Here is a 26,273-nt window from a genome sequence, read left to right on the forward strand (position 1 = left end):
AGGGGAGAGCCCTTCGCAATCATGTGTGTGACTGCGAAGGGCTTTTAGTTACACCACTGCACGGCCTTGGATGAAGAGGTGCTGTGGCATGCTTCGCTGGAGCGCCAGCTCAAATTGGATTGGCTTCTCGTTTTTATGGGAAACGTAATCTACTTGACCTAACAAGGTGAATGACTCCGCAAGACCAACTTCATTTTTATTGGCATTTCTTACTGCCAAAAGTAGTGAGTGATCGAGCTCTTTATGATGGATATAGCGCTGTGCAGTAGGCGATTTAATAGCTGTTCGAGATTGAGACTCCCAATGGAACAAATCAGGAGAAATCGGGTAGTCCTTGTAAGAGGTTTTTTCGTTGAAATGTTTATCGCTTTTCTGCAAAGTAACAAGAAACAGATCGGCATTAAAATTATTAAGTTTGCGAACACCTTCTCGAGGAAGTTTTGCCATAATCGGCAATTCTTCTCCATCTTCTAAAACTGCCATTAGTTCCGCAAGTGAATATTGCGCATGCGATAACAACACGGTATTTCCTAGGTCACCCTTGAGAGGCGCAGGATTTACTTTGCTGTCTTCAACTTGAATTTCGAGCAATTCGGATAGTTCTTTGCAAAACGCACGATGTCTGTGGATTTCTTCTAAAGCTTTATCGAATGTGGCAGGAATGACTTTCTGTGGCCTGTTCGCCCAGATATTAAGGATCAACATTTTCGCGTAAGGCTGTAGATCGAGGGGAAGGGAACCGATCGTATTCGCAGTCGAAGCAATAATGTCACGATATGCATTGGCTCTCTGATAATCGTTTATATGAAGGAACGACTTGACTCGGTTGAGAAGTAGATCCTTACGTGGATCAGCTTTGTCTGCTAGACCAGCTTGCCCCAGATAGAAATTCCAGCTGTAGTCTTTAGGCCGATAAACGTCCATAACAGGAATGCCAGTTGAATCGATGAATTTGCGTAATGAAGTTGATCCGATTTCACCGGTTAAACTGATCATCCGCTTGGATGTTGTCCGTGTCACCTGTTTCAGGTTTTTAAGGACTTGTTCCTTTGTTAATTTATCTAGGATAATGCTGCTGCCAGCCGGAATAGCAGGGAAATCATTTTCGGCTTGGTCAACGAGTTCTTTTCCTGTAAATCCAGTTAGGGCTCGGAAACGGCTTTCCATATCAAATTCCTGGCTGTGCAAACCAACAAAGTCCAGAATGAGACAGGATTCTTTCCTTTGATAAAGGCGAAGGCCTCGGCCAATTTGCTGGAGGAATAGTACGGGGCTTTGAGTAGGACGAAGTAAGAGGACGGTATTAATTTCTGGAATATCAAGGCCTTCATTGAAAAGGTCTACAGAGAAGATAACTTTGATACGTCCAGTTTTCAGATCATCTAGTCGGTTGCGTCGGGTTGTCGCATTATCTTGCCCGCTCAGCACGGCTGCAGGCACACCTTGTTTACTAAAATATGCGGCCATGAATGTTGCGTGTTCTACAGAAACGCAAAAACCCAGTGCTTTTACTCCCGATAAACCGAATGCATAATTGTTTAATGACTGCAAAATAAGCCTTGCCCGTTTTTCTCCACGCGCAACATAAAGTTCATTCAGGGCTGATACCGCATATTCATGCTTGCGCTTGTCCCAAGCAACTGACTGCAGATCAGTATCATCATTCACACCAAAATATTGCATGGGGGCAAGCAATTGAAGCGAAAGAGCGTCCCAAATTCGTAGCTCATGGGCTACGCGGTAATCGAAGAATTCCTTGACATTGATTCCGTCTCCACGTTCAGGAGTAGCAGTTAGCCCGAGTAACTCTTGAGGCTCGAAATAATCCATGACCTTGCGATAAGAGATTGCTTGGGCATGGTGGAACTCATCAATAATGATGAACTCGAAATGGTCTTTTCCTAATGCTTCCATTCGGGAAGTATTTAAGGATTGAATACTTGCAAAGACATGAGTCCATTCTTTAGGAAGAACGCCATCAACAAGTAGTTCTCCAAAATTGCCGTCTGATAGTACTTCGCGGAAGGTACGAAGTGCTTGTTGCAGAATTTCTTTTCTATGTGCAATGAAAAGTAAACGGGGACGTCTACCCAATGCATCGCACATGTTTCTGTAATCTAAGGCTGCAACGACAGTTTTACCTGTGCCAGTTGCTGCTACAAGCAAGTTTCTATGTCGATTATGTTGCTCGCGTTCTGCTTGCAGACTTTCCAACATGTCTTGTTGATAAGGATATGGCTTTACTTCTAACCCTGATATAGCGAGCTCATCGCTTCCACCGCTAGCAAAACGATCTCGTTGAAGTGCGTATTCGAGTTCCTGTCCATCAGTGCGTGGATCATAAGAAACGAAGTGTTTATCGGCCCAATACGAATCAAATGTTGCAATAAATTTCGAAACAATCTCAGGGGATTTACCTGACGAAGTACGAACATTCCACTCCATGCCGTTAACCAACGCTGAAGCAGACAAATTTGAACTTCCGATGTATGCAGTATCAAATCCCGAGTTGCGTTTAAATAACCATGCTTTAGCATGCAAACGCGTCATATTTGTCTCGTACGAGATCTTAATTTCCGCCCCGTATTTTTCCACGAGCCTATCAATTGCCTCCTTATCGGTAGCACCGCAGTACGTCGTGGTGATGATGCGAAGGGGAACACCGCGATCGCGAAGCTTAAGAAGAGGCTCATCAAGCACTCGAAGCCCTCCAGTTTTTATGAAAGCGCATAGAAGGTCAACCGAATCAGCTGTTTCCAGCTCACGGCGGATTTCGAGATCCATATTGGATTCATTTTTCGCATTTGTTAAGAGCGCCAGGGAGGAAAGTGGTTGCTCTGGTAGCTGGGGCGCCTGTATTAAAGAAGTCGGACGGATCGACGTAAGTAGCTGTTCAGAATCAACACTGGAATCAGTATCTAGAAGCGCAGCCATAGAATTGATAAGCGCTATGCGTTCCTTTTCCTCATTAAGGCTTGATAGCTTGGCTTCGAAGCGTAGCGAAAACTCTCGGGCAAGCGCGTCGGTGTAGCGGCGTTTTACCTCTTCATCGTCAAGTGACTTGATTTCGGCCACTGAATCCGGGGAAAGCTTTTGAGTTTCTGTAAGACGTTCAGAAATCCTACGAGTAATGGGTGTTTCATAGACACCAAAGGGAAGAGCTGAATCGGCAGTAGACATATTTAGTCGCTTAGTTGGTGAAGTTTTCTAAAAGTTTGACCGTAGGAATATCTGCAGGTGCCCAGTCCAGCTGAGCGAGTTCACTGGGACGTAGCCACTTGATTTGTTCGTGTTCAGTCAGCTGTGGCTCGGATCCATTCAGCGTGCAGAAATAAGTTGATAACTCGACGATTCCAAAGTCATATTCAAATTCCGTTGTAGTAATGAATTTGCCTACGTGAGCGTCGCAACGTAATTCTTCGTGCAGCTCGCGCTGGAGTGCTTCTTCTGGGGTTTCGCCTGGCTCAATTTTTCCTCCAGGGAATTCCCATAGCTTTCCCTGGTTCTTAGATTGTCCGCGTTGAGCTGCGAGAATGAGGCCGTTGCGTGTGAGAACTGCGCCGGTAACTTTGATGCGCTTTTTCATGTCACTCCGATATAATTTTTGAAAAGAATCGTGTTGAATGCTACCAAGAGCAGGAATGCTCTGCGGACAGAACGCACTTTATATCAACTTCGCTGTATTTACTGTAGGTAGTCAGTGGGGAAACGTCGCAAAGCGTGCAACTGTGTAAGGTGCGACACTAATTATTCAATGATTAGGTAAAACATGTGGATGTGGCGTAGCGTGGTGGGGCAATGAGCATTACCGATAACGCCACCAGCGGCGAGAACGAGCTGGACATTAAGATTTTGTCGGAATCTCAGGATAATTCGCAGGTAGACGAAGGCACCACCATCAATAATGATGTCGTTGCCGATGTAGACGACTCCAGGGTTGCGAACACTTCTGAGGCCACCGACTCCGCTCAGAAAGAAGCGGACAGTGCAGAAAAAGATGGATTCGAGGCTCTAGGTCTCCCAGAAGCAATCCTGAAGGCAGTCGCTAAGGTTGGCTTCGAAACGCCATCCCCAATTCAGGCGCAGACCATTCCGGTGTTGATGCAGGGGCATGACGTTATGGGCCTCGCGCAGACGGGTACAGGTAAGACGGCAGCATTCGCGTTGCCAATCTTGTCGCGTATCGACGTCAAGAAGCGCCACCCACAGGCGTTGATCCTCGCCCCAACTCGCGAACTTGCTTTGCAGGTTGCAGACTCCTTCCAGTCCTTCGCAGATCATTTGGGCGACATCCACGTGCTGCCAATCTATGGCGGTCAGGCTTACGGCATTCAGCTATCCGGCCTGCGCCGTGGCGCACAGATCATCGTGGGTACTCCAGGTCGTGTGATCGACCACTTGGAGAAGGGCTCCCTCGACATTTCCAACCTCCGCTTCCTCGTTCTGGACGAGGCAGACGAGATGCTTAACATGGGCTTCCAGGAAGACGTTGAGCGCATTTTGGAGGACACCCCAGAGGACAAGCAGGTTGCTTTGTTCTCTGCCACCATGCCAAATGGTATTCGTCGTTTGTCCCGTGACTACATGAAGGATCCTCATGAGATCCAGGTGAAGTCGCAGACCCGCACCAACACGAACATCACTCAGCGTTACCTCAACGTTGCACACCGCAACAAGCTCGATGCCTTGACCCGTATCCTTGAGGTCACCGAGTTCGAAGCCATGATCATGTTCGTGCGTACCAAGCATGAAACTGAAGAAGTCGCTGAAAAGCTTCGCGCACGCGGATTCTCCGCTGCCGCTATCAACGGCGACATCGCTCAGGCTCAGCGTGAGCGCACCGTCGACCAGCTCAAGGACGGTCGCCTCGACATCCTCGTTGCTACCGACGTTGCTGCCCGTGGCCTCGACGTTGAACGCATCACTCACGTGTTCAACTACGACATTCCAAACGACACGGAATCCTACGTCCACCGCATTGGTCGTACCGGTCGTGCAGGTCGTTCTGGTGAAGCAATCTTGTTCGTCACTCCACGTGAGCGTCGCATGTTGCGTTCCATCGAGCGCGCCACCAACGCAAAGCTGATCGAAATGGATCTGCCAACCGTTGATGAGGTCAATGAGTCCCGCAAGGCAAAGTTTGCTGACTCCATCACCGAGTCTCTTGAAGACGATCAGGTAGCAATCTTCCGTAGCCTGATTAAGTCCTACGCGGAAGAGCACGATGTTCCACTAGAAGACATCGCCGCCGCATTGGCTACCCAGGCACGCGCTGGTTCCGAATTCTTGATGAAGGAGCCACCACCAGAAAAGCGCCGCGAGCGTCGTGACCGCGACGATCGTCGTGGCGGACGCGACCGCTTCGACCGCGATGACCGCCGTGGCGGCCGTGACCGTGACCGTGGCTCCCGCTTCGAGCGTAACGACGACATGCAGCTCTACCGCCTAGCAGTTGGTAAGCGCCAGCATGTTCGCCCTGGTGCCATCGTTGGTGCTCTGGCAAACGAAGGTGGCCTGTCCAACAAGGACTTCGGTCGCATCAACATCTTCGTTGACCACACCTTGGTCGAGTTACCAAAGAACATGGATCCAAGCGTGATCGATCGCCTCAGCGATACCCGTATCTCCGGCCAATTGATCCACATCGAAAAGGACAATGGCCGACCACCACGTCGTAACGACGACGGTGACCGCGGCGGATACCGTGGCGGCGACCGCTTCGACCGTGACGATCGTCGTGGTGGACGTGGCGGACGCGACCGCGGCGGATACCGTGGCGGACGTGACCGCAACGACCGTGGTGATCGCGGTGGCTACCGAGGTGGCCGCGGCGGATACCGCGACTAATAAGAAAACTGAAATAAGGGAGTACGGTAGTTATCCGTGCTCCCTTATTCATTCCCCGCAGCCTCCGACTCGATAGGAGACAATCACCGTGGAACGCAACATATTTGCAGTCATTTCCGTGTTCATCGCCTTCCTAGCCCTTGGCGTCACAATGGTCTGGCTCCTGCAACACGATCCCCTCGAGCAAGCGCTCAAAGGGAAAGAATCACCAGTTACAGTCACCGTGCACGATGTTTACGATGGCGAATGGGTAAGCGTCAGCTCCGTATGCCCCTACGAAGACCGTGAAGCCGCTGCGGACCGCCTAGGAATGAAAGACCTCAACATTCCTGAACAAGGCGCCAAAGACTCTGAGAATTTCATCGTGATGCACGCCGCCAACGGTGAATACGAAACCCACAAATACAAGCGCAGCGCCATGGATTTGTGCACACACCCCTTTGACCACGTCGACGCACTGACTCTGACCTCCACACCAGCAGGGTGGGAAGTTCAGTAAAGCGCTCTCGAAGAGAAAACCAAAAGCTGGGCTAGAGCCAGCGTGGCAGTCTCTTTAGCACTAGAAAATACAAAAATCCACACCGGCAGTAAATCATCGCCGGTGTGGATTTTTATGAGTGATTACAACTACTTAATAACAACCATCAGGATTGCTACGATCACCCAGATCAAGGAGAAGATGCCGCCAAACATTGACAGTTGGCCCTTAGCCTTCTTCCAATCGGCGATCTCAAATCCACCCTCGGCCTGCTCGTCAGCCTCTAGGAGGCCCAGGTTGCCCATCATCTTCTTTTGCTTAGGCATGATGACAAAAATCAGCAGGGCCCATGCGATCACAGACAGTGCCATAGAAGCGTGGTAAACACCGTTACTCCAGTAAGAATCGTTGGTGAACATCACAGCAAAGCCCACCAGTGGCACTAGGAGGGAGAGCATGCCGTAGGTCTGCGTGATCTTGTACAACACCGCAGCAGCGCCCTTGGCCGTCTCATTGCCGTTGTGTGCGGCGAAGGCACGGGTGTGGAAAGTGGAAACAGCCACCGTGACGGGGCCGAGGAACAAAATAGCTGTAAGTACATGCAGCAAAATCAGGACGGAGTTCATAGGAACCGCACGAGCCTTTCATACGATGGGTGAGATTAAAAACACATCTTAACATTGTCTGCGCATGACCCTTAGATCTGCGGAGCTAAGAGGTAGATCGTATTTACGTGCCACATCGGCTAATCGGTTGACGTACCAGCACCGTTGCTTGCGTGCCGAGGGTAGCCATTCACTGGGCAGCTTGTCAGATTTTTGACGATTTTGTTGTTTGGAGGCGGCCACGAGATTTAACGGATCATTAGCAAACGCTATTCGCCGCTCCTTATCCCAAGCGAATGCGCCCATGTCCCACGCGGCAGAAAGCGGATATACATGGTCGAGCTCAATAGGCTCTCGATCGTGGCCTGGATGGACAGCAATAGGGCGAAGCGAATAAGGATCATCGCCGTATCCTCGAGTAAGTGAGCAATCGACGGTGAGATGGGCGTCGATAAGCGTGGCTGCTAGCACCTCGTCTCGCGTGGAACATCCACTGTTTTGTAGCGCCCAACCATCACCGAACTGCGAACGCTCATACCCAATAACCGTCACGCGGTGGGAAACCTCACGCAGATCATGAAAATACCAGCCGTGGGGAATCGACAAATACACCGCGAAACACGTCATCGCGACTAGGAGGGTAAAGAAAATGCGCTTCATACATGTTTGGACGTATAAAGCGCATTATTTGGTTCCCTGTTAGAGCAACTTTTCTTGAACTTCGCTGACCTCTAGCTCTGGGTGTGCCTGTGAAACTTTTGTCAGCTTAGTGGCGCGGTCAAAAGCAGAACGTACAGATGCAGGTGGGGCAGGGGTGGCTAGTGACACCACAACCATCACGAACAATCCGCTGAAGAAGCCAGGCACGATTTCGTACAAGCTATCTCCTAGAGGCGACATTCCCCAAGCAAACGACACCACAGCGCCGGTAACCATGCCTGAGATAGTGCCTGCGAAATTCAAACGTTTCCAGTACAAAGTGAGCAGCACGAGCGGACCAAACGCTGAACCAAAACCAGCCCATGCAAAGCCCACTAGGTTCAGAATGGAATCTTGGGGGTCGATAGCCAATACGCCGGCCACAATGGCTACTGCCATGACGGCAGTACGAGAAAGGTTAATCATCACAGTCTCGCTGGGAAGGTTCTTTTTAAAGGCCTTAAATAGGTCTTCGATCAACGAGGTGGAGGTGACTAGGAGCTGTGAAGCGATCGTCGACATAATCGCTGCTAGAACCGCGGTAAGAATCAAACCGCCGATAAGCGGGTGGAAAAGTACGCGACCCATGTCCAAGAAAATTGTTTCGTATGCTTTCTTATCAACAACCTCGACATGAGGATTTTGGCCAAAAAATGCCGTGCCAATAATCGCGGTAAACGTTGCGCCCAAAATGGACAACAACATCCATGCTGTACCGATCCACCGTGCTTGGCCCGCATCTGATGGCTTACGCAGAGCCATAAAACGGACGATGATGTGGGGCTGGCCAAAATAGCCCAAACCCCAAGCAAGGTTACCGATCACCGCAGCAACTGAAACACCAGAAATCATTGAGAAATAATGCGGATTACCTACGCCATCCATGTACGGGCCGTAGTCATGCGATGTTGCCCATGTCCAAATTGAACTGGGATCGTCCAGATACAACAGTGCCGCTACTGGAACGAGAACGAGCGACACAAACATGATGGAACCCTGAACTGCATCCGTGTAGGACACAGCCAAAAAACCACCGATAAAGGTGTAAATGACCGTGATACAAGCAACGATCAGCATGCCGTCGAGATACGCACCGCCAAATGTTGACTCGAAATAGCGGCCACCCGAAACCATGCCCGAAGATACATAGAAGGTGAAAAACACAATGATGATCAACGAGCTGACAATGCGAAGGATTCGCGAGGAATCCTCAAGGCGATTTTCAAAAAACGACGGAAGTGTAATTGAATTCTGAGCAACCTCCGAGTAGGAGCGCAAGCGAGGTGCCACCCAGCGCCAGTTAGCCCATGCACCAATCAACAAACCTACGGCGATCCACAGTTCCGACATGCCGGTGACAAACAGCGCGCCAGGCAAACCCATGAGCAGCCAACCGGACATATCAGAGGCACCGGCAGACAGTGCGGCAACAAAGGGGTTGAGGTCGCGCCCCGCAAGCACATAGTCGTCATACTGGTCAGTTTTGCGGTAGCTCCAATAACCGATAGCTAACATCACCGCCATATAAATGATGATGGCGACGATGAACCACGTATGTTCGGTCATCCTCTCTAGCCTCCTCACGTGGTGCCTGATCGAACGACGCACGGAGATGAAATATCTGAGACAAGGACCGTGTGCTCGACGAACGCGACGAAAAACAATTGACGTGAAAACTTTACCCTGTCGTTGTGACACTCACGGAAAAACTGTCGGAGGAAGGTAGACACGAAGCGGTGTATTTTAAATCCGTTACTCCCCAAAAGTCTTCGAACTGGTAGAAATGATGAAATGAGCACGCACCTACTCCATGCATTGTGGCTGAAGAATTCTGGCTTGCATTTGTGGATTGAGCAGGTGGAAGGGCACAAAATCGTGTTATCTGATGCGGTGCCGGATAACACTTTTCCGGATAGCGTCGCAACGCTGATTCGAGGCAAACGATTTACACATCAAGTGAAAACTAAGTTGCTTACCCCCAAGGGGAGGGAGGTTACCCTCCAACTGCCCACCATAGCTTTTACTCCAGAGCAAGCAGTCAGGGTGCTCTCTCAGATCGCAGCCATAACGCCCATGGTGGCAAGCAGTGCCCAACGCGCAACCTTGGCGCCAGATTTGATGTGGATGGTGCGTCTTTATCAAGGCCTAGAACAATTTGTTCGTGCTGGTCGATTGACCATCAAATTGGGATACGCTGACCATCAATGGTGGCCCACGTGGCAGCTATCTGCGGGACTCCAAGAACGCGGATGGATTGCACAAATGACGGCAGCGGCCCCTGGGGTGCTCATTGCTAATGCAGGATCGTCTGTGGCAGAAGATATTGCAGATGAACTTCCGCATTGGATAGCTAACTCCTTATTGCAGGATTTGCTTGACACTCCGCGTTCGAGCGAATGGCATAGCTTCCCCGAAGCTCTTATGCGGAGTACTCCGTTGCGGCGTGGCACAGCACAACTTGTTTCAGCGCTTAATGAGTGGCGCGATTCCATGACATCAGTCAACGTGCAACTGGTGTTTATCGTGGAAGAACCCTCGAAAGATCGTGAAGATCGAATCGATCCTGCGGATATGCTCTGGCCCATTCGTGTCCGAGTTCGCTCCGGTGTGGATTCCCCGCAGCCGATCATGTTGTCGCATTACGACTCAGCCACAAAAGAACGCTTAAAAGCACTGAGGCGTGAAGTAATTCTCGTTGCTCCGATCCTGGAAAAACAGGGTACTGATTCTAATGTCACCCCCACTCAACTTTTTGAGCTTCAGCGTGAGGAAGGCGCAGGGGACTGGGATTGCTATGTCACGACAGATCAGCTTGTCGAATTTATCGGTGATGCCGCGGCACGGCTGAAATCACGCGGATTTAACGTTTTGCTGCCACGATCATGGGACCAACAAGTAACGAAAGCACATTTGCGTCTCAGCGATCCCGCGGAAGCATCAACCCAAGCCACCATCGGTTTGGACAAAATAGTGGACTACGACTGGCACATGTCGGTCGGAGACATCGAGTTGACCGAAGCCGAAATGGTGGAGCTCGTTCGTTCCAAGTCGGGGCTTATCCATTTGCGCGGCGAATGGGTTATGGCTGATACCGCAGCTATTCGACGCATCGGCGACTACATGAAAGACGTCGCTGCGCAATCCCGTAAGCGCAAAAAACAAGCCCTTGATACCGCCGTCATGGAAGCAGAACTTGCCAAGGCTAACGACGACCCACGGTGGCCGATGCTGGAGGCGCGTGCAGAAAAACTTGCCGAGGAATTTAACAATGAATTCGCGGAATTCGGACAAGTAACGCTCGCAGAGTTACGGGAACTCGCCCTCAAAGCACAAGAAAATGAGCCGATTGCCTACACGGGATCGCCGTGGCACGCCAGCCTCGCGGGCGGGAGCATGGGGAAAGATTCACCGGCGCCTCAACGTGTTTCCATTCCCGATACCGTTCATGCTGATCTGCGTGAATATCAACGCAGGGGAGTAGATTGGCTCTACTGGATGGCACACAATCATTTAGGTGCTGTTCTTGCCGATGACATGGGTTTGGGTAAAACGCTTCAGCTGCTTTCTTTAGAAGCCGTTGAACGCAGTGAACAACAGCGTGGTCCCACGCTTGTGATTGCACCTACGTCTGTCGTGGGCAACTGGTCGCGTGAAGCTCACAAGTTTGTGCCCACCATGCGTGTGGCAGTGCACCACGGAACCTCGCGAAAAGCGGATGATGAGTTTATTCAGCTGGCTCAGTCCCGTGATGTGATCGTGACCAGCTATGGTACTGCGGCGCGCGACTTTGAGCTTTTGGGCAAGATTACATGGCGACGCGTAGTACTCGACGAAGCTCAGCACATTAAAAACTCGGCAACAAAGGTATCCAAAGCAGTACGCTCGCTTCCCTCAGAACATCGCGTTGCGTTGACCGGAACGCCGGTAGAAAATCGCCTATCAGAGATGCGATCCATCTTAGATTTTTGCAATCCAGGGGTATTGGGCAGCGCTTCGTTCTTCCGAAATCATTTCGCACGTGCCATTGAACGCGAACATGATGAAGACATGACCGAGCGCTTGCGAGCATTAACTGCACCCTTTATCTTGAGGCGCCTGAAAACCGATTCCGCGATTGTGGATGATCTTCCGGCAAAGACTGAAACTGTTGTGACGGTAGATATGACCTCGGAACAAGCTGCTTTGTACAAAGCTTACGTCGATAGTGTGAAAACTCAGCTTGATCAGGCTGAGGGGATGAACAAGCGAGGCCTGGTGTTGTCTGCCCTGACTAAGATCAAGCAGATTTGTAATCATCCTGCGCATTTCCTTGGCGACGGCTCGGCCATGACGATTAAAGGCAAACACCGATCTGGCAAAGTTGCTGAGCTCATGAATCTTATCAATGACGCCGTTGATTCCGATCAAAAACTTCTGATTTTTACGCAGTACCGCGCCTTTGGTGATCTTCTCGTCCCGTATCTCAGTGACTACTTTGGCACCACGATTCCATTCCTCCACGGCGGTGTGAGTAAAACAGGACGCGATCGAATGGTAGAAGAATTCCAGACTCCAGATGGACCTCCGGCAATGATTCTTTCGCTGAAAGCTGGCGGCACGGGCTTAAACCTCACCAATGCCTCCATCGTGGTGCACATGGATCGCTGGTGGAACCCTGCTGTAGAAAACCAGGCTACTGACCGCGCATTTCGTATCGGTCAGCGTAAAGATGTCACGGTGTACAAGATGATTACCGCTGGGACTCTTGAAGAATCCATTCAAGATATTTTGGATGGTAAGACTCAATTGGCTTCAGCTGTAGTCAGTGAAGGCGAAGGCTGGCTCACCGAGCTGTCTGCGGAAGAACTCGCTATGCTCATGAGTTATCGAGGACGGGAATAGATGGCACAGCAGGAAACACCCCAGGACAAGAGACGTCGACACGCGCGAGTGGACAACGTTATTTATGCAAATTTCGGGGCAAAAACAACGGTTCGCACTGAACCCGAGGCGCCAGAGATCGTCGAGTCCCGCAATTTTTCCCCAGTTGCTTTGCGAATCCGCGACTTGGCTACGCAGGAAGCAGACGCCGGCAGGTTAAAACGCGGGCGTGATTATGCACGTTCCGGCCATGTGCTCAACGTGAAGTTTGGGAACTCGCTCATTACTGCCGACGTCGCCGGATCCCAAAACCTCCCATTCCAAGTCAGCATCGCATTTCCGTATTTAAGCACCGACGGTTTAAGCCAGATCACCCAATACATTGCTGCTTCGCCTGATGGCCTTAACGCTGCACGTCATGGTCAGCTATCAGAAGATATTTTGGATTTGTTGCTTGGCACCCAAGTGACGTTTCGTTGTGACTGCCCAGATCACGTCGTGTGCTGTAAACATTCAGTCGCTGTGGTGACGGTGGCCTCTGAAAAAGTTGAAGCGGATCCGTTGCTGGCCTTTCGACTTCGCGGGCTAGATCTAGCCCAGTTGGAGCAGGCCGTAACGATGCAAGCACGTGCGGCGAGCACTCAAGACCTGAAAGAAAGATTCTGGCAAGGCCGCGATTTACCGTCCTTGCCGGAGCCTAAAATCGCCCCAGCTTTAGACGATTCTGATGCATCGTTGCTGCATAAAGCTATGAGGCTCGTGTCTTACACCAACATTGATGAGCTTCGGGCAGTGAGCGACATCGAAGACATCTACTACCATCTCACCCACGAAAAGGGGTAAGCGTGTCACGGGTGAATGATAGAACAATTTCATGACAGTTAGGTTCCTTCACACCTCCGATCTCCAGATCGGCATGATTCGGCGATTCCTCGATTCAGACGCACAAGCGCGTTTCGACGCCCACCGTATCGCCGCCATCACCAAGCTAGGAGAGATCGCGGCCCAACACGATTGCGAATTCATCGTGATGGCAGGAGACATCTTCGAACATAACTCTCTGAAACCTGCCACATTTGGACGCGCCATGGAAGCACTCAAAAAGGTCTCTGTACCGGTGTACCTGCTTCCGGGCAACCATGATCCCCTCACTGCGGATTCCCAACTCGCGCGAACCGAAGTACTCGACCATGTCCATGTCATTTCGCATTCTCAACCCATAGTTATTCGACCAGGAGTGGAATTAGTGGGGGCGCCACTGACTGCAAAAACAGCAACGCGTGACCTTGTTCGGCTAGCCTTGGAACAACTTTCTACTGCTGGAACCACTACTCGTATCGCCGTAGGGCATGGACAAACACTTGCCCGCGATAATGAGATGAAACCGGATGTTATTGATCTCGCCTTCGTTGAGCAACGTATCAGTGAAGGGGCTATCGATTACTTGGCGCTTGGTGACACTCACTCGACAGAAAGCTTGGGGTCCACAGGTCAGGTCTGGTACTCCGGCGCTCCAGAGACTACAGATTTTGTTGAATTTCCTAGCGGCGGTGGGGAGATAGACTCAGGAAATGTGCTGATGGTTGCCATTGAAGACCATCAAGTATCTGTGGAAAAAGTGCCAGTTGGAAAGTGGACCTTTGAGGCTGTCACATGGGACATTAACTCTTTTGACGATGCACAAGCCTTTATTTCGCACTTAACTGCGTATTCCGAAAAGGAAAATACGGTAGTGAAATACGCGCTTCGTGGCACTGTTTCCATGCAGACAATGCAATACCTCGAAACGGAGTGTGAAAAATTACGACCTATCTTTGCCGCACTCTATGAGCGTCGGCGACTCATGGATTTACACCTAGAACCTCGGGAAGATGAGCTTGACCAATTGGGGCTTAGCGGTTTTGCTCAACAAACGTTGCACGAGCTCGTCGATAGTGACGATCCGGTTGCACATGATGCCCTCAAACTGCTGTTTCGACTAGCAAAGGAAGATTAGTGCGTATCCGTTCCCTTGAGATCGAGCACATGCGTGCCATCACGCATCTGGTATTAACAGATCTACCTTCCAACGGCGTCATCGTTATCAGTGGTGAAAACGAGCGCGGTAAATCAACAATTATGGAAGCAATCAAGTTGGTGTTGGGAGAAAATCATGACACCAACAAACAAAGCGTCAAAGCTATCCAACCCAAAGGCCACGATGTTGGAACGCGCATTTGTTTGGAAGCAGACCTAGGCCCAGTGCGATTCCGCGTAAGCAAGGTGTTTAACAAAAAGAAAAGTTCCGAACTTACGATTTTTGAACCGAAACCAGCAAATTACACGGGCAAAGAAGCAGACTCGCAATTATCTGGGCTTCTTGATGCACACCTTGACTACGACCTCTTTTCTGCGCTGTTCGTGGAACAAGGCGACATCACGTCCATGCTAAGCGCCGCAGGTATTTCCTCTGTTACACAGGCCCTTGGTGGTGCCACGGACCACGCCAGTAACGAGGACAATGCATTAATCCTGGCTGTGGAAAAAGAAAAAGACCGTTACTTCACCAAGTCGGGTGCCACTAAAAAAGGTGGCGAATTAGGCATAGCCGAAACAACTGTCGCCGAAGCGGAACAAGCTGTACTTGCGGCCACTCAACAAAAGGAAACCCTAGATCGACGTGTTGAATCAGTAGCAGGTTTTCAACGTGACCGCGATCGGGCCCAGCAAGATCTTCCAAATGCACGTGACACCCTGACTACTCGAGAACAAGAGCTCAAGACTGCAGAATTAGCTGCCCAACAGCTGGAAAACGCCAGTGCTCAGTTAAAAATTGCCCAAGATCAGGAACGAATTCTTCAATCCGATATTGATGCCCGTGAGGAATTGCGTAAAGAACAAAGCCGACTAAGCGAAGCCCTTCAGATACGGATCCAAGAGGAATTGGATCTGAAAGAAAAGACCGACTCATTAAGCGAAGCACGCGAAAAGTTGCGTTCTCAGCATGAAAAAGCACGTGCTGACGCCGAAAAAATGCGACAACGGTTGGAAAAACTAAAGGAATCGCTGCGGCTTGACACATTGCGTACTTCCTACCAAGAGCTTCTTACTGTCTCGAAACAACTAGAAGAATTACGTACTGTTCCCGAAGTTACTGGTGCTCAATTAAGCGCGGCAGAAGAAGCCAATGATCGAGCCAAGGCTGCCGCATATGTGGTTGAAGCTCACGCCGCTACCATGCGTATAAACGCTGTTCAGCCCATAACAATTCAGATTGATGGTGAAGCCGTCGCATTAAACGATACAGAGTGGACTACGCGTATTACTTCGGAACTAACCGCTGTAATTGGCGATGTTTCCCTCACCATTGAACCAGGTGAACAAGGAGAACAACTCGAACAAAAACGAGCAGAAACTCAAGAAACACTCCGTGCAGCCCTAGGTGATGCGAAAGATATCGCAACGCTTCGGTTGCAACGCGAAGCGTGGGTTGATGCAGAAAAAGAACTTCAGAGCCTAAATAAGCGCAAAAACGAGATAGCGATGCGCTTTGGCGATAAGGCTGATCTCGAACGTGACATCGCTGACGCGGAGCTGCAAGTAGCTGAGCTCGACATTCAAGAAAGCGACGATCTCCAGCAGCTCATCGATGATGCAGAAAAAGAGTATCTCCAATATCAACAAGATGCAGATGCGTATCAGAAAGAATTGGCTGCTTGGGATTCCAACGATATACAGGTGCGCTATGCAACGGTGAAAGCGCGTGTAGAAGCCGAACGCGAAAACCTTGACCGCTGTGATCAAAAGATAAAAGCACAGGAAGAACAACGGCCGCTTGAAGCTTTACACTCCGAGCTTCACAACGTAACCGCTGAGCTCAAAAGACAGCAAGATCATCTTGCTGAGCTTAGAGAAACTGACAATCTCCAAGTTGCCAAGGATCTTTACGCTGGTGCCGCTGCGAGGGTTGAATCGCTGGAAAATACCATTCGAGATTGCGAGGCGAACCTCAAAGCACTTCAAACACAGATCGATTACGCCGCAGGAGCAGCTGAGCAACTTGATGTTGCGTTAGCTCAACGAGATGTAGCATTACGAGCCCTAGAAGCAGTGCATCATCGGGCACAAGCAGCCATGTTGTTGTACACGACTCTCATCCGGCACCGCGATATAGCACGCCAAAAATACGCTGCTCCGTTTACACAGCGACTCACAGAGTTTGCTGCACCAGTTTTTGGTAAAGGTGTAGTTTTCGAGCTCGGCCCAGATCTCAGCGTGGTGAAACGTACCATGAAGGAGCAAACCGTTGGGGTAGATGAGCTATCAGGAGGTGCCCAAGAACAGCTTTCTATTGTGCAGCGTTTTGCGGTTGCTGATCTTGCCTCACAAGGTGGGGAAACAGTCCCAGTATTTATTGATGATGCCCTAGGATCCACCGATTCCAACCGGCTGGAGATGATGGCTACATTATTTTCACGTCAAGGCCATAACCAGCAAGTATTCGTACTCACTTGTATGCCGCAGCGCTATGACTACGTAGCCGGAAAGCATGAGCTGCGTATCTCTGACCTTATGCAATAAAAAAGACGGTGGCCTCTTTCAGTGTGAAACTGAAAGAGGCCACCGTCTAAGAGCCCTAAATCTTGAGAGGAAAGTATTAAGCCTGCTTGATTGCAGATCCCTCGATCTCAATCTTGATCTCATCGGAAACCAGCATGCCGCCGGTATTCAAAGGAGCATTGAAGTTGATACCAAAATCGCGACGGTTGATCTTGGTCTTGGCCTCGAAGCCCAAGCGAACGTTGCCGAATGGATCTTCTGCAATGCCCTCGATGTCAACATCAAGGACGACGGTCTTGGTAACACCCTTGATGGTGAGGTCGCCGGTGACCTTAGCGGAGTCCTCGTCCTTGATTACTACATCGGTAGCAGTAAAGGTGAGCTCAGGGAAAGCCTCGGTGGAGAAGAAATCATCTCCGCGAACGTGTGCATCACGATCGGCATTACCGGTGGTGATCGATGCGGACTTGATTGTTGCAGAAGCCTGAACATCTTCATCGTTGATGGTGAAGGTAGCGTCGAATTCGCCGAAGTTGCCGCGAACCTTGGTCACCATAGCGTGGCGAGCGATAAAGCCGATAACAGAGTGGGCTGGATCGAGCACGTAGGTTCCGTTGAGGTTATGCATGGGAGTCTCCTAAATAAAGTTGGTAATAGATTACAAATATCTGACTTGATAAGAATCAGGGCCATATAAAACTCACACAATTATGGTGTCGTGTCATCATTGCCCTGACGTGGATTACTATACACGACTCAATTGACGTGTCAACAAAACTCCTTAAGGTTTTTTGTTTACGAGATAATCCGCAGGCAGGGGGCATTATGTTTATTTTCCATTTACGGATTTTCGGTCTAATCTGAACCACATGACAACCCCACGATGGCTAACACAAGACGAACAATCCCTATGGCGCCTTTTTCTAGCAATGGAGCGTAAAGTGACAAGGGGAATCGACGAAGAACTACAGTCCAGTCAAAGACTGACTACTCCAGAATTTTCAGTCCTTGTTAGCCTTTCGGAGCGACCAGGGCATGAGATTCGCCTTCGCGATCTTTGCGAATCGCTTCAGTGGGACAGAAGTAGAACGTCGCATCAAATTACCCGTATGCAGCGTCGTGGCTTAGTCACAAAAACGAAATGCTCAGATGATGCACGCGGTGTATTCGTTGAGCTGACTCCAGAAGGGGAGAAGCGTCTCCGTGAGGCTGCACCAGGGCACGTTGATGTAGTCCGCAAATTAATCTTTGATGTGATGACCGAGGAAGAAGCCGCAGTGTTGCGTGGCTATTTCCAAAAAGTGATCGATGTTCAGTGTGGGGCGTCTACGGGAAATCCACTAGACGACTAAATCAGGGTGTTATTCAGGGACTTCCCCGATGCGGACAAACCCATTCATTTGGATAATTAATTATGCAAGCGCAAACAGCTAGAACCACATGAAGGGGCTCGAATAATGAACTTCTCCAACAGCCTTAACCGTCCGCTCGCCCGTAGTAACAGCCAGCAGTGGGTAGGAGGAGTGTTGTCGGGAATCGGCGAGACGTACAACATTAACATCGCGCTGCTTCGCGTTTTGTTTGTTTGCTCCATCCTCCTACCAGGGCCACAGGTTATCCTTTATGTGATTGCTTGGCTCATTATGCCGCGTCGCTAGGAGGGGGAAGGAAGCCGCACACGAATCACAGTGTGCGGCTTTTGTCGTTTGAGCGTTGCAAATATCGCTTGTTTCTACATGCCCGATCATGCTGGTTCTAATCGGACACCTGGATTATGTGATAGGGGAAAAGTAAAAGTCGGAGCGTAACTGAGGTACGTTCCGACTTTTATAAGAGGCTTTTATGAAACCTCCCGACCGGTTATACCAGGTCCGCGGCTACACCCCGGTTACACGCAGTTTCGCCTCCGGTTACACGACAGAAGTCAATTATACGACCTGAGCAGGAGCGCTCCTTAGAACGGGAAGTCAGGAAATTCCGCTTCAGCCTCTTGCTGCCTCTCGGCAAGGTCCACGCTCCACCGTGCACGCTCGACGAGTTCGTCAAAGGTGAGCACCTCCGGTGACTTACGGTTCGAGCGGAAACTTTCAGAGCTACGGAACTTCGAGCCAAATCGGTTGCCTTCGGCGCGGCACAAATCGCACATGGGCCGATCACCAGAAACGAGCGTGGTTCAACCAAGTATGCACCGTCGCCAGTGTTGTCTCCCTCGTTGTCCCTCTCGACAAGCTATCCGGCAAGCCTCTCTTTGACGGCTCGAACCGTCGTCGAACCCCGAGGTGTCCCCGCTGCCAACGAGAATCGAGTCGTGGCTGCGGATGGGGTAGATAAGTTTGTACGAACCTTCCCGGTTCAAGATGATGAGGCCATCGAGTTTTGTCCCGTTCGGGTCATTGCTTGGGGCCTGAAAACGGATCTCGCGAACTACGCCAGGCTCGTGCGCAACTTGGATCTCGATCTGGCGAAGCTATCGCAACTTTGCCGGAATCTCTGCCATCTCGGCTACTTCCACTGTCTCTTGAGCAGCGCACACAGCTGCACCGCTATCCGGAACTTGACTAGTTCAGCGATCGCTGTATAGTTCAGCGCATGCTGACTATTGCTTCGCGTCTCGACGTGATGAACCGCCTGGGTCGTGCACTGGCCGACCCCACTCGATCCCGGATCATCTTGACCCTGCTCGACCATCCCGCCTACCCGGCGGAACTATCCCGAGATCTGGACCTGACACGCCCGAACGTGTCCAACCACCTGACATGCTTGCGCGATTGTGGGATTGTCGTCTCCGAGCCAGAGGGGCGTCGGACACGATACGAGATCGCCGATCCGCACCTGGCACAGGCACTGACAGCACTGGTCGATGCCACCCTGGCAGTAGACGAAGACGCCCCGTGCATCGATCCCGTCTGCACGCTTCCCGGGTGCTACGCAGCTGGGGAGGACGCATGATCCTCACCTCGGTCTTGCAGGCGATAGGCCTGTTCGCAGCTACCAACATCGACGACATCATCGTGCTCTCCCTCTTCTTCGCGCGAGGGGCAGGCCAGCGCGGCACCACCGCCCGCATTCTGGCCGGCCAGTACCTCGGATTCGCGGGCATCCTCGTCGCCGCGATCCTTGTGACCACCGGCGCCGGAGCATTTCTGCCCCCGGCAGCCATTCCATACTTTGGTCTCATCCCTCTGGGCCTCGGCCTCTGGGCCGCATGGCAGACCTGGCGCGGAGACGATGACGACGATGACGACGAGGCCAAGGTTGCCGGCAAGAAGGTCGGCGTGGGGGCAGTCGCAGGCGTCACCTTTGCCAACGGTGGCGACAACATCGGCGTCTACACCCCTGTATTCCTCAGCGTGGAACCTCTCGCAGTAGTCGCCTACTGCGTTATCTTCCTCGTGCTCGTTGCGGTGCTGGTGGCCCTGGCAAAGTTCGTCGCCACCCGTCCCCCGATCGCGGAAGTGCTCGAACGCTGGGAGCACATCCTCTTTCCCATCGTTCTCATCGGACTCGGCATCGTGATCCTCGTCAGCGGCGGAGCCTTCGGGCTCTGACGTAGCGGCAGCATTCCAAACGGCCTCGACTGGACGCACCCCTCTCGGCTCAGACCCCAACAACTACCCGCAGCCAGTCCTGCGTGATCGCAGCAACAAGACCGCCATGGAGCGCTGCAAAACCCCGCCATCGAACGAACGAAGCACAGCCTCTGTGTGCAAGCGCCTCTACGGTTCATCGAGTACACCCGATGGACAGCCGCTCTCAGGCCAAGGTGAGCACACCCATGGAGGCCCGGTGATCGCGGGCCAACCACCCCTGGCCTGAAAACGACAAGACCGGCGCCCAAAAGATAAAAACCGAGATATCGGTTTGTCCACCTTGTCGCGACTGAACTGTCAACTATGTCGCGACTGATGACTTCACTTCGTATCAACGACAGAGTCTGGTTCGGTGACCTCGTTCTGCATGTCTCGTGACACTGTTCCGGCTTTAGCTGTGTGTATGTCTCGATATATCGTACCGGTGGGCAGTTTACCGGCAAGAATTGCCCGAGATCCCGACGTCGGCTGTCTCGAGACATCATTCCTTCATGCTTAGCCATGGAAAAGGAAATAGAAACTCGGCCTACAAAATCGGCAGTAACGCCAAAACAACACTGAGCTGGCAGTCGAGACCCGAGGCCGTGACGAGACGAACGACCCAGCGAACCCGAACGCCCCGCCATTGGCAGCGTAGCCCGACCAAGGCCACCGGCTGGTCCTCAAACAACGAGGAAGAAGCCCGTGGCCTAGAGATCGTGGGCGAGTGCCGAAATTGGTCCTAAAACGGCGCTGAGACGAAGAAAAATGACCCCTCCTGAACTGAGCCTCGTTTTCCGGACTGGGTTAATTCTAAACGGTTAGGGTCTTTGCAAGGGTCTGGTTCCGATATTGCATCGGAGCCAGACCCTTGAATCGTTCTTGGAGTCGGTACGTGTTGTACCACAGTATGTAATCATCGATAGCTTGGCAGAGCTCATCGACACTGGTGAAAAACGCGCCGTAGTACATCTCTGATTTCAAGTGTCCGAAGAAATTTTCCATCACCGCGTTGTCGTAGCAATTGCCTTTGCGTGACATTGACTGCACACCGCCAACGCTTTTAATCAGGGTGCGCCAGCTTGCGTGTTGGTACTGAAAGCCTTGGTCAGTGTGCACAATCAGTCCTTTACCCGGACTAAACATGGCAATGGCATCGGCCAACGAGCGTGATGTGAGCTGAGTATTCGGTGACGTAGACAGAGTATGCGCCAAGATGGTTCGGTCAAACAGATCCATGACTGGCGACAGGTATACCTTGGTGCCGGCTACCCGGAACTCTGTGACGTCACTAACCCACACTTTGTTCGGTGCGTCTTGGATGAAGCGTCGGCCAAGCACGTTGTCAGCAATGTGGCTGACAGTGCCACGGTAGGAGTTGTACTTCTTACGCCTGATCTTCGATACCAATCCTTGCTCGCGCATGAGCCTGCGAACCACCTTCTTGTTGACGATCGTGTTGTTGTTGCGCAGCGCACGCCAGATACGGCGATAGCCAAACGTGGCGTTGGAGTCGTAAAAGATCGTCGTAATCTGTTCCTTGAGGTCGGCGTACTTGTCTGGCAGGTCAAAACGACGCTGGTGATCAAAAAAACGTTGACCTAGCCAGGCCAGAGACGGCAAGCAAGTCATCCAGGCGGTGATCGGACTTGAGGGTGATGATGGCCGCAACTTTCAGCCTCGTCGTTGATCCCTCAAGTCCCTCAATTTTTTTTAGGTACGCCACTTCCGCCTTAAGAAGCTCATTTTCACGCCGCAGCTTATCTTCTTCCGTCACCGGTGCAGGCCGAGCTGAGCCTTTAGGCCTGCCTTTGGGTTTCGGCCGTAAAGCATCAGGGCCACCTTTATTGACCTGCCATACCCAATGGTTAATCAGGGCAGGCGACGACAAGCCATATTCCTTGGCAAGATCGGATTTCAATTCGCCAGCTTTATGGCGGCGAAGGATCTCCATTTTCGCATCGAAGGAGTACTGCCTCTTCGTTCGTTTGCTCACCAGACATAGTCTGCCATGTAACCGGAACCGGTCTTCGAGATGACGTACTTGCTCACGCCTGACCCCGAGGCGGTTAGCCACTGCCCGCGAGCCGTAGCCTTCCTCGAATAGGTCGACTGCCAGCTCACGCTGAGCCTGACTGAGTTTACTGCGTGGATGCATAGAGAAACTCCCCACAATCTGGTTTCTGATTTCTCAGTCCGGATTATGGGGAGCAGTTCATCCGAACGAACGGAGCGGGTCATTTTTGCGTTCGCGGCCGTTTTCTTTCGGCCGGCGCGGGGTTTTGTGAAAAGATTGGAACAGTTTCGTGAAACCCTCTATAAAAATTGTGTCCCCGACAAGATTCGAACTTGCGACCTTTGGTACCGGAAACCAATGCTCTATCCACTGAGCTACGGAGACAGGCTGTGTTAAGCAGCGGGATTTATTTTAACCTATTTGGACGAAAAAAGCGACGCGGCTCAAAGCCAAGCAAGGAAAGACTTTGAGCCGCGCGGTTTATTTCGGCCTAAATTAGAATTTAGCTGACGACTACGCAGATGAGGGTACGTGGGCCGTGCACACCTTCGACACGATTGAGCTCGATGTCTGAGGTTGCGGAAGGACCAGAAATCATCGTGTTAGGACGGGTGTGGTCGAGGCGGGAAACCATCTCTGGAACGCCGTAGACAACGTTGTCCATGCGGACGATGCATACGTGGCAGTCTGGCACAAGAGTCAGGGCGCGGCGGCCACAGACTTCGTTGGAAACCAAGCAGATGGTGCCGGCTTGTGCGGAAGTCACGTGAGAGTCGGTTACAACTGCATCGACATCGTTGAGTGTGCGAGGATCAACGTCTGCGGAGTCTGGGGTAGCAGTGCCGTTGAAGCTTTCGAACAGTGCGGTGTCCAAGCCAGGCGCGAAACGAATGTCCTTAGCATCGCGATCATTGAGGATCTTAGCCACGGTATCGTTGAGCTCGGCGTCCGTGCACTCGACAACCTGCGCCTTGTAGTCTAGGAGGCGGTCGACGAGCAGCTCTTTGAGCTCCTCGCGTGGCATATCAGTGTTCGTGATGTATTCGCGGACAACTGGGTATGCTCCCTCAGGAGCCTTGGCTAGCTTGTTAGCGTTACGGATACGCTCGAGGATCTCGGTTTTGGCATCCATCTCAGTTCTCCTTCTTCTGGTTAACTTCTGGATTATTTGGGTGGATGCCGTCGCGGCGAGCGTCGGCAAGCAGCTGTTGTGCTTCCTCGGTTTCGAACCACTGGCGGAAGGACTTCTTTGGTGGGACTGCGGTGTCGCGAACGTCTGTCCAACCAGCCAAGAAGCTTGGCAGGTGGGTGATCTTGCCGTTTGAGCCGCCCATGATGCGACCCATGAATACCATGCGAGTGATCATGTTCCACATGGTTGAGTTGCCCCATGCGAGCTGCATGGCGCCCATCATTGCTTTCTCAATCTTTGGAGCGTCGGTTTGAATCTTCTTGTGGCGCAGCTCGAGAAGGATGTCAGTGAATGGAATCTTCACTGGGCAAACCTCATTGCAGCGACCGCATAGGGAAGAAGCGTATGGCAGGTAAGCATTTGGATCATGCTTATCCTTGATACCGGTCATCTGTGGGGACAAGATGGCGCCGATAGGACCTGGGTAGGTCGAACCGTAAGCGTGGCCACCAGCGCGTTCGTAGACTGGGCATACGTTCAAACACGCAGAGCAACGGATGCACTTGAGTGCTTCGCGGCCGATCTCGTCGGAGAGTACTGCGGTACGGCCGTTATCAACGAGCACGATGTGGAAGTTCTTCGGGCCGTCGCCTTCGGTAACGCCGGACCAAGTGGAAACGTATGGTGCCTGGCGCTCGCCGGTGGAAGAACGTGGCAGCAGCTGCAAGAAGACCTCGAGGTCTTGGAAGGTTGGGATGATCTTCTCGATACCCATGACGGAGATCAGGGTTTCAGGAAGAGTCAGGCACATACGGCCGTTGCCTTCGGACTCCATGATGGTCACGGTGCCGGTTTCAGCGATACCGAAGTTGGCTCCTGAAATGGCAACCTTTGCCTTCATGAACTGCTCGCGTAGGAAGGAGCGGGATGCTTCTGCCAACTCTGCAGGTTCGGAAGAAAGGGAGTCGTCGGTGTTGGGCATTTCGCGAATGAAGATGTCGCGGATCTCGGCGCGGTTGCGGTGAATTGCCGGAACCAGAATGTGAGATGGCTTGTCTTTGCCTAGCTGAACGATAAGCTCAGCCAAGTCGGTTTCACGGGCGGAAATGCCGGCTTCGCGGAGGCGGTTGTTGAGGTCGATTTCCATGGTTGCCATGGACTTGATCTTGACAACGTTTTTCTCACCGGTTTCTTCAACCAGCTTGGTAACGATGTCGCCTGCTTCTTTGGCGTCGCGTGCCCAGTGGACGTGGCCACCGCGGGCAGTTACGGCTTCTTCGAACTGAACGAGGAGCTCGTCGAGACGCTGTCCGACATCGCGCTTAATACCGGAACCAGCTTCGCGGACTGCCTCCCAGTCAGGCATCTCGGCGGTGACGTTCAGACGCTTGGTGCGAATGGTGGTCGTTGCCTTGGTGAGGTTTCGGCGCTGGGTTGCATTGTATAGCTCATGGTGAGCGGCGTGGACGAAGTTCTCGTCACCGCGCAGCTGGCTGCGCTCCGATGCGCGTGGTGGCATCGCTGGGGTTCCAAGTGAAATACTCACAGCATGACCTCTCGGGAGTAAGCGGCAGTGGTCGGGGTCCAAGGATTTTCCTTGGTGGAGGCAAGAATCTCAGCCATGTGGATGGCACGGATTCCTACATGCTTGCGGGACAGGTTGCCTGCAATGTTCATCAAGCAAGAGGAGTCGCCACCGGTGATGTACTCGGCTCCGGTCAGCTCAATGTTGCGGGTCTTGTCAGACACCATGGCAGCAGAGGTTTCTGCGTTCTTCAGGGAGAAGGTTCCGCCGAAGCCACAGCACTCTTCTTTGTTTGGAAGCTCGATAAGTTCCATGCCGGCAACGTTTTGCAGTAGTCGGTATGGGCGGTCACCTAGGCCAATGAAGCGAAGGCCGTGGCAGGATGGGTGGTAAGTGACCTTGTGTGGGAAGAAAGCTCCGACGTCTTCAACGCCGGCAACATCGATCAAGAATTCCGACAGATCGAGGGACTTCTTTGCGGCGATGTGTGCACCATCTTTCAGTGCGGCGTTGCCGTAGCGGTCTGCGATGTGCTCGTGCTGTTCGCGCACGGCGCCTACGCAAGAACCGGAAGGTGCAACTACGTAGTCGATGGAATCGTCAGCGAATGCGTCCACGTAGTTCTTGATTAGTGGGATGGCTTCTTTTTGGTAGCCGGTGTTGACGTGCATCTGGCCGCAGCATGTCTGTCCCTTAGGGAATACGACTTCATAGCCGAGGCGGGAAAGCACGAGTGCGGTTGCTTTGGATGCATCGGGGAACATTGCGTCGCCGATACAAGTGGAAAAGAGCGCAACTCTCACGGTACTTGCTCCTTGCTTTATGGATATGTGGCTTTGGTTCTTTTACTTCCACAGAATCGGAAGCGCGACATGCCACTGGACATAACCAATCTTACTGATGAAACTAGAAAAACAAAGTGTGTAAGTGTGTCCTAACCTGCAGTTATTAACGAAACGTTTTTGTTTTCTAATTCCGGATTTCCGAACGGAAATGGGCATA

Annotated in this window: 22 protein-coding genes and 1 tRNA gene; 11 read left to right on the forward strand and 12 right to left on the reverse strand. The window is 51.8% G+C overall.

The genetic code is table 11. The features are described from left to right. Positions 1-48: 48 nt before the first annotated feature. Both AT687_RS04475 and AT687_RS04480 read right to left on the reverse strand, forming a co-directional pair. On the reverse strand, positions 49-3,180 hold the full coding sequence (locus AT687_RS04475) for a DEAD/DEAH box helicase (RefSeq protein WP_014318922.1): 3,132 nt from the start codon (positions 3,178-3,180) through the stop codon (positions 49-51). Positions 3,181-3,190: 10 nt separating this feature from the next. Then, a complete protein-coding gene (locus AT687_RS04480) occupies positions 3,191-3,586 on the reverse strand; it encodes a (deoxy)nucleoside triphosphate pyrophosphohydrolase (protein ID WP_014303243.1) in 396 nt (131 codons plus the stop codon). Positions 3,587-3,798: 212 nt separating this feature from the next. Between AT687_RS04480 and AT687_RS04485 the strand changes: the two genes are divergently transcribed. Together AT687_RS04485 and AT687_RS04490 are read left to right on the forward strand one after the other, a co-directional pair. Beyond that, a complete protein-coding gene (locus AT687_RS04485) occupies positions 3,799-5,847 on the forward strand; it encodes a DEAD/DEAH box helicase (RefSeq protein ID WP_014318923.1) in 2,049 nt (682 codons plus the stop codon). Between the two features lie 88 nt (positions 5,848-5,935). Further along, positions 5,936-6,346 carry a hypothetical protein gene (locus tag AT687_RS04490; RefSeq protein ID WP_014318924.1) on the forward strand — a complete coding sequence of 137 codons (411 nt, stop codon included), beginning with the start codon at positions 5,936-5,938 and terminating at the stop codon, positions 6,344-6,346. 128 nt (positions 6,347-6,474) lie between these two features. On the opposite strand, the gene AT687_RS04495 is transcribed toward AT687_RS04490, so the two are convergent. The 3 genes from AT687_RS04495 to putP are packed head-to-tail and all read right to left on the reverse strand — an operon-like array spanning position 6,475 to position 9,195. Continuing rightward, positions 6,475-6,951 carry a DUF2269 family protein gene (locus tag AT687_RS04495; RefSeq protein ID WP_014318925.1) on the reverse strand — a complete coding sequence of 159 codons (477 nt, stop codon included), beginning with the start codon at positions 6,949-6,951 and terminating at the stop codon, positions 6,475-6,477. Between the two features lie 48 nt (positions 6,952-6,999). Continuing rightward, positions 7,000-7,590 (reverse strand): HNH endonuclease family protein, encoded by a 591-nt coding sequence (locus AT687_RS04500; RefSeq protein ID WP_014318926.1) that lies wholly within the window; start codon positions 7,588-7,590, stop codon positions 7,000-7,002. A 39-nt stretch (positions 7,591-7,629) separates the two neighbouring features. After that, positions 7,630-9,195, reverse strand: a complete 1,566-nt coding sequence (gene putP / locus AT687_RS04505; protein ID WP_014318927.1) for a sodium/proline symporter PutP — start codon at positions 9,193-9,195, stop codon at positions 7,630-7,632. A 225-nt stretch (positions 9,196-9,420) separates the two neighbouring features. Here putP and AT687_RS04510 point away from each other — a divergent pair, with 225 nt between their 5' ends. The 4 genes from AT687_RS04510 to AT687_RS04525 are packed head-to-tail and all read left to right on the forward strand — an operon-like array spanning position 9,421 to position 17,049. Continuing rightward, positions 9,421-12,510, forward strand: coding sequence for a DEAD/DEAH box helicase (locus AT687_RS04510; protein WP_014318928.1), 3,090 nt, complete (start codon positions 9,421-9,423; stop codon positions 12,508-12,510). Further along, entirely contained in the window at positions 12,511-13,332 is an 822-nt protein-coding gene (locus AT687_RS04515; RefSeq protein WP_010934750.1) for an SWIM zinc finger family protein, read from the forward strand. It abuts the gene before it with no gap. Between the two features lie 31 nt (positions 13,333-13,363). Further along, positions 13,364-14,485: a metallophosphoesterase family protein gene (locus AT687_RS04520; RefSeq protein ID WP_014318929.1), complete on the forward strand. Its 1,122-nt coding sequence runs from the start codon at positions 13,364-13,366 to the stop codon at positions 14,483-14,485. Further along, on the forward strand, positions 14,485-17,049 hold the full coding sequence (locus AT687_RS04525; protein WP_014318930.1) for an AAA family ATPase: 2,565 nt from the start codon (positions 14,485-14,487) through the stop codon (positions 17,047-17,049). The genes AT687_RS04520 and AT687_RS04525 overlap by 1 nt, the downstream gene beginning before the upstream one ends. A gap of 76 nt (positions 17,050-17,125) precedes the next feature. On the opposite strand, the gene AT687_RS04530 is transcribed toward AT687_RS04525, so the two are convergent. After that, a complete protein-coding gene (locus tag AT687_RS04530) occupies positions 17,126-17,656 on the reverse strand; it encodes a YceI family protein (RefSeq protein ID WP_014308241.1) in 531 nt (176 codons plus the stop codon). 241 nt (positions 17,657-17,897) lie between these two features. Here AT687_RS04530 and AT687_RS04535 point away from each other — a divergent pair, with 241 nt between their 5' ends. Next, complete coding sequence (locus AT687_RS04535; protein ID WP_014318931.1) at positions 17,898-18,380, forward strand: MarR family winged helix-turn-helix transcriptional regulator; 483 nt, start codon at positions 17,898-17,900, stop codon at positions 18,378-18,380. A 105-nt stretch (positions 18,381-18,485) separates the two neighbouring features. Beyond that, entirely contained in the window at positions 18,486-18,686 is a 201-nt protein-coding gene (locus AT687_RS04540) for a PspC domain-containing protein (protein ID WP_010934754.1), read from the forward strand. Positions 18,687-18,982: 296 nt separating this feature from the next. On the opposite strand, the gene AT687_RS04545 is transcribed toward AT687_RS04540, so the two are convergent. Further along, complete coding sequence (locus tag AT687_RS04545) at positions 18,983-19,174, reverse strand: hypothetical protein (protein WP_014310307.1); 192 nt, start codon at positions 19,172-19,174, stop codon at positions 18,983-18,985. 230 nt (positions 19,175-19,404) lie between these two features. Between AT687_RS04545 and AT687_RS04550 the strand changes: the two genes are divergently transcribed. Genes AT687_RS04550 through AT687_RS04560 form a run of 3 tightly spaced genes read left to right on the forward strand, consistent with a single transcriptional unit; the run spans position 19,405 to position 20,576 of the window. Further along, entirely contained in the window at positions 19,405-19,590 is a 186-nt protein-coding gene (locus tag AT687_RS04550) for a hypothetical protein (protein WP_014318932.1), read from the forward strand. 27 nt (positions 19,591-19,617) lie between these two features. After that, a complete protein-coding gene (gene cmtR / locus AT687_RS04555; protein ID WP_003849933.1) occupies positions 19,618-19,977 on the forward strand; it encodes a Cd(II)/Pb(II)-sensing metalloregulatory transcriptional regulator CmtR in 360 nt (119 codons plus the stop codon). Further along, the gene (locus tag AT687_RS04560) at positions 19,974-20,576 is read left to right on the forward strand and encodes a cadmium resistance transporter (protein ID WP_014318933.1); all 603 of its coding nucleotides are present in this window, start codon (positions 19,974-19,976) and stop codon (positions 20,574-20,576) included. The genes cmtR and AT687_RS04560 overlap by 4 nt, the downstream gene beginning before the upstream one ends. 834 nt (positions 20,577-21,410) lie before the next feature. On the opposite strand, the gene AT687_RS11855 is transcribed toward AT687_RS04560, so the two are convergent. The 5 genes from AT687_RS11855 to AT687_RS04590 all read right to left on the reverse strand — a co-directional run bounded on the left by AT687_RS11855 (position 21,411) and on the right by AT687_RS04590 (position 26,074). Further along, positions 21,411-22,755 (reverse strand): IS3 family transposase gene (locus tag AT687_RS11855; RefSeq protein WP_227889275.1). Its coding sequence is split into 2 segments (ribosomal slippage): positions 21,411-22,190 and positions 22,192-22,755, totalling 1,344 coding nucleotides; the frame shifts between segments, so codons are not numbered across the junction. A 170-nt stretch (positions 22,756-22,925) separates the two neighbouring features. Next, positions 22,926-22,998 (reverse strand) — tRNA-Arg (locus AT687_RS04575). A gap of 118 nt (positions 22,999-23,116) precedes the next feature. Continuing rightward, positions 23,117-23,746: a LutC/YkgG family protein gene (locus AT687_RS04580; RefSeq protein WP_003851061.1), complete on the reverse strand. Its 630-nt coding sequence runs from the start codon at positions 23,744-23,746 to the stop codon at positions 23,117-23,119. A 1-nt stretch (position 23,747) separates the two neighbouring features. Beyond that, a complete protein-coding gene (locus AT687_RS04585; RefSeq protein WP_014306781.1) occupies positions 23,748-25,292 on the reverse strand; it encodes a LutB/LldF family L-lactate oxidation iron-sulfur protein in 1,545 nt (514 codons plus the stop codon). Continuing rightward, positions 25,289-26,074, reverse strand: a complete 786-nt coding sequence (locus AT687_RS04590) for a (Fe-S)-binding protein (RefSeq protein ID WP_003851065.1) — start codon at positions 26,072-26,074, stop codon at positions 25,289-25,291. Before AT687_RS04590 ends, AT687_RS04585 begins: the two co-directional genes overlap by 4 nt. Positions 26,075-26,273: the final 199 nt, after the last annotated feature.

Origin of the sequence: Corynebacterium diphtheriae, from assembly GCF_001457455.1 — a bacterium.
Taxonomy (GTDB): Bacteria; Actinomycetota; Actinomycetes; order Mycobacteriales; family Mycobacteriaceae; genus Corynebacterium; species Corynebacterium diphtheriae.

Coding starts and splice junctions, on each gene's coding strand:
- AT687_RS04475 (WP_014318922.1), bottom strand. CDS start 3,180: ATGTCTACTGCCGATTCAGCTCTTCCCTTTGGTGTCTATGAAACACCC.
- AT687_RS04480 (WP_014303243.1), bottom strand. CDS start 3,586: ATGAAAAAGCGCATCAAAGTTACCGGCGCAGTTCTCACACGCAACGGC.
- AT687_RS04485 (WP_014318923.1), top strand. CDS start 3,799: ATGAGCATTACCGATAACGCCACCAGCGGCGAGAACGAGCTGGACATT.
- AT687_RS04495 (WP_014318925.1), bottom strand. CDS start 6,951: ATGAACTCCGTCCTGATTTTGCTGCATGTACTTACAGCTATTTTGTTC.
- AT687_RS04500 (WP_014318926.1), bottom strand. CDS start 7,590: ATGAAGCGCATTTTCTTTACCCTCCTAGTCGCGATGACGTGTTTCGCG.
- putP (WP_014318927.1), bottom strand. CDS start 9,195: ATGACCGAACATACGTGGTTCATCGTCGCCATCATCATTTATATGGCG.
- AT687_RS04510 (WP_014318928.1), top strand. CDS start 9,421: ATGAGCACGCACCTACTCCATGCATTGTGGCTGAAGAATTCTGGCTTG.
- AT687_RS04515 (WP_010934750.1), top strand. CDS start 12,511: ATGGCACAGCAGGAAACACCCCAGGACAAGAGACGTCGACACGCGCGA.
- AT687_RS04520 (WP_014318929.1), top strand. CDS start 13,364: ATGACAGTTAGGTTCCTTCACACCTCCGATCTCCAGATCGGCATGATT.
- AT687_RS04530 (WP_014308241.1), bottom strand. CDS start 17,656: ATGCATAACCTCAACGGAACCTACGTGCTCGATCCAGCCCACTCTGTT.
- AT687_RS04535 (WP_014318931.1), top strand. CDS start 17,898: ATGACAACCCCACGATGGCTAACACAAGACGAACAATCCCTATGGCGC.
- AT687_RS04540 (WP_010934754.1), top strand. CDS start 18,486: ATGAACTTCTCCAACAGCCTTAACCGTCCGCTCGCCCGTAGTAACAGC.
- AT687_RS04545 (WP_014310307.1), bottom strand. CDS start 19,174: ATGTGCGATTTGTGCCGCGCCGAAGGCAACCGATTTGGCTCGAAGTTC.
- cmtR (WP_003849933.1), top strand. CDS start 19,618: ATGCTGACTATTGCTTCGCGTCTCGACGTGATGAACCGCCTGGGTCGT.
- AT687_RS04560 (WP_014318933.1), top strand. CDS start 19,974: ATGATCCTCACCTCGGTCTTGCAGGCGATAGGCCTGTTCGCAGCTACC.
- AT687_RS04580 (WP_003851061.1), bottom strand. CDS start 23,746: ATGGATGCCAAAACCGAGATCCTCGAGCGTATCCGTAACGCTAACAAG.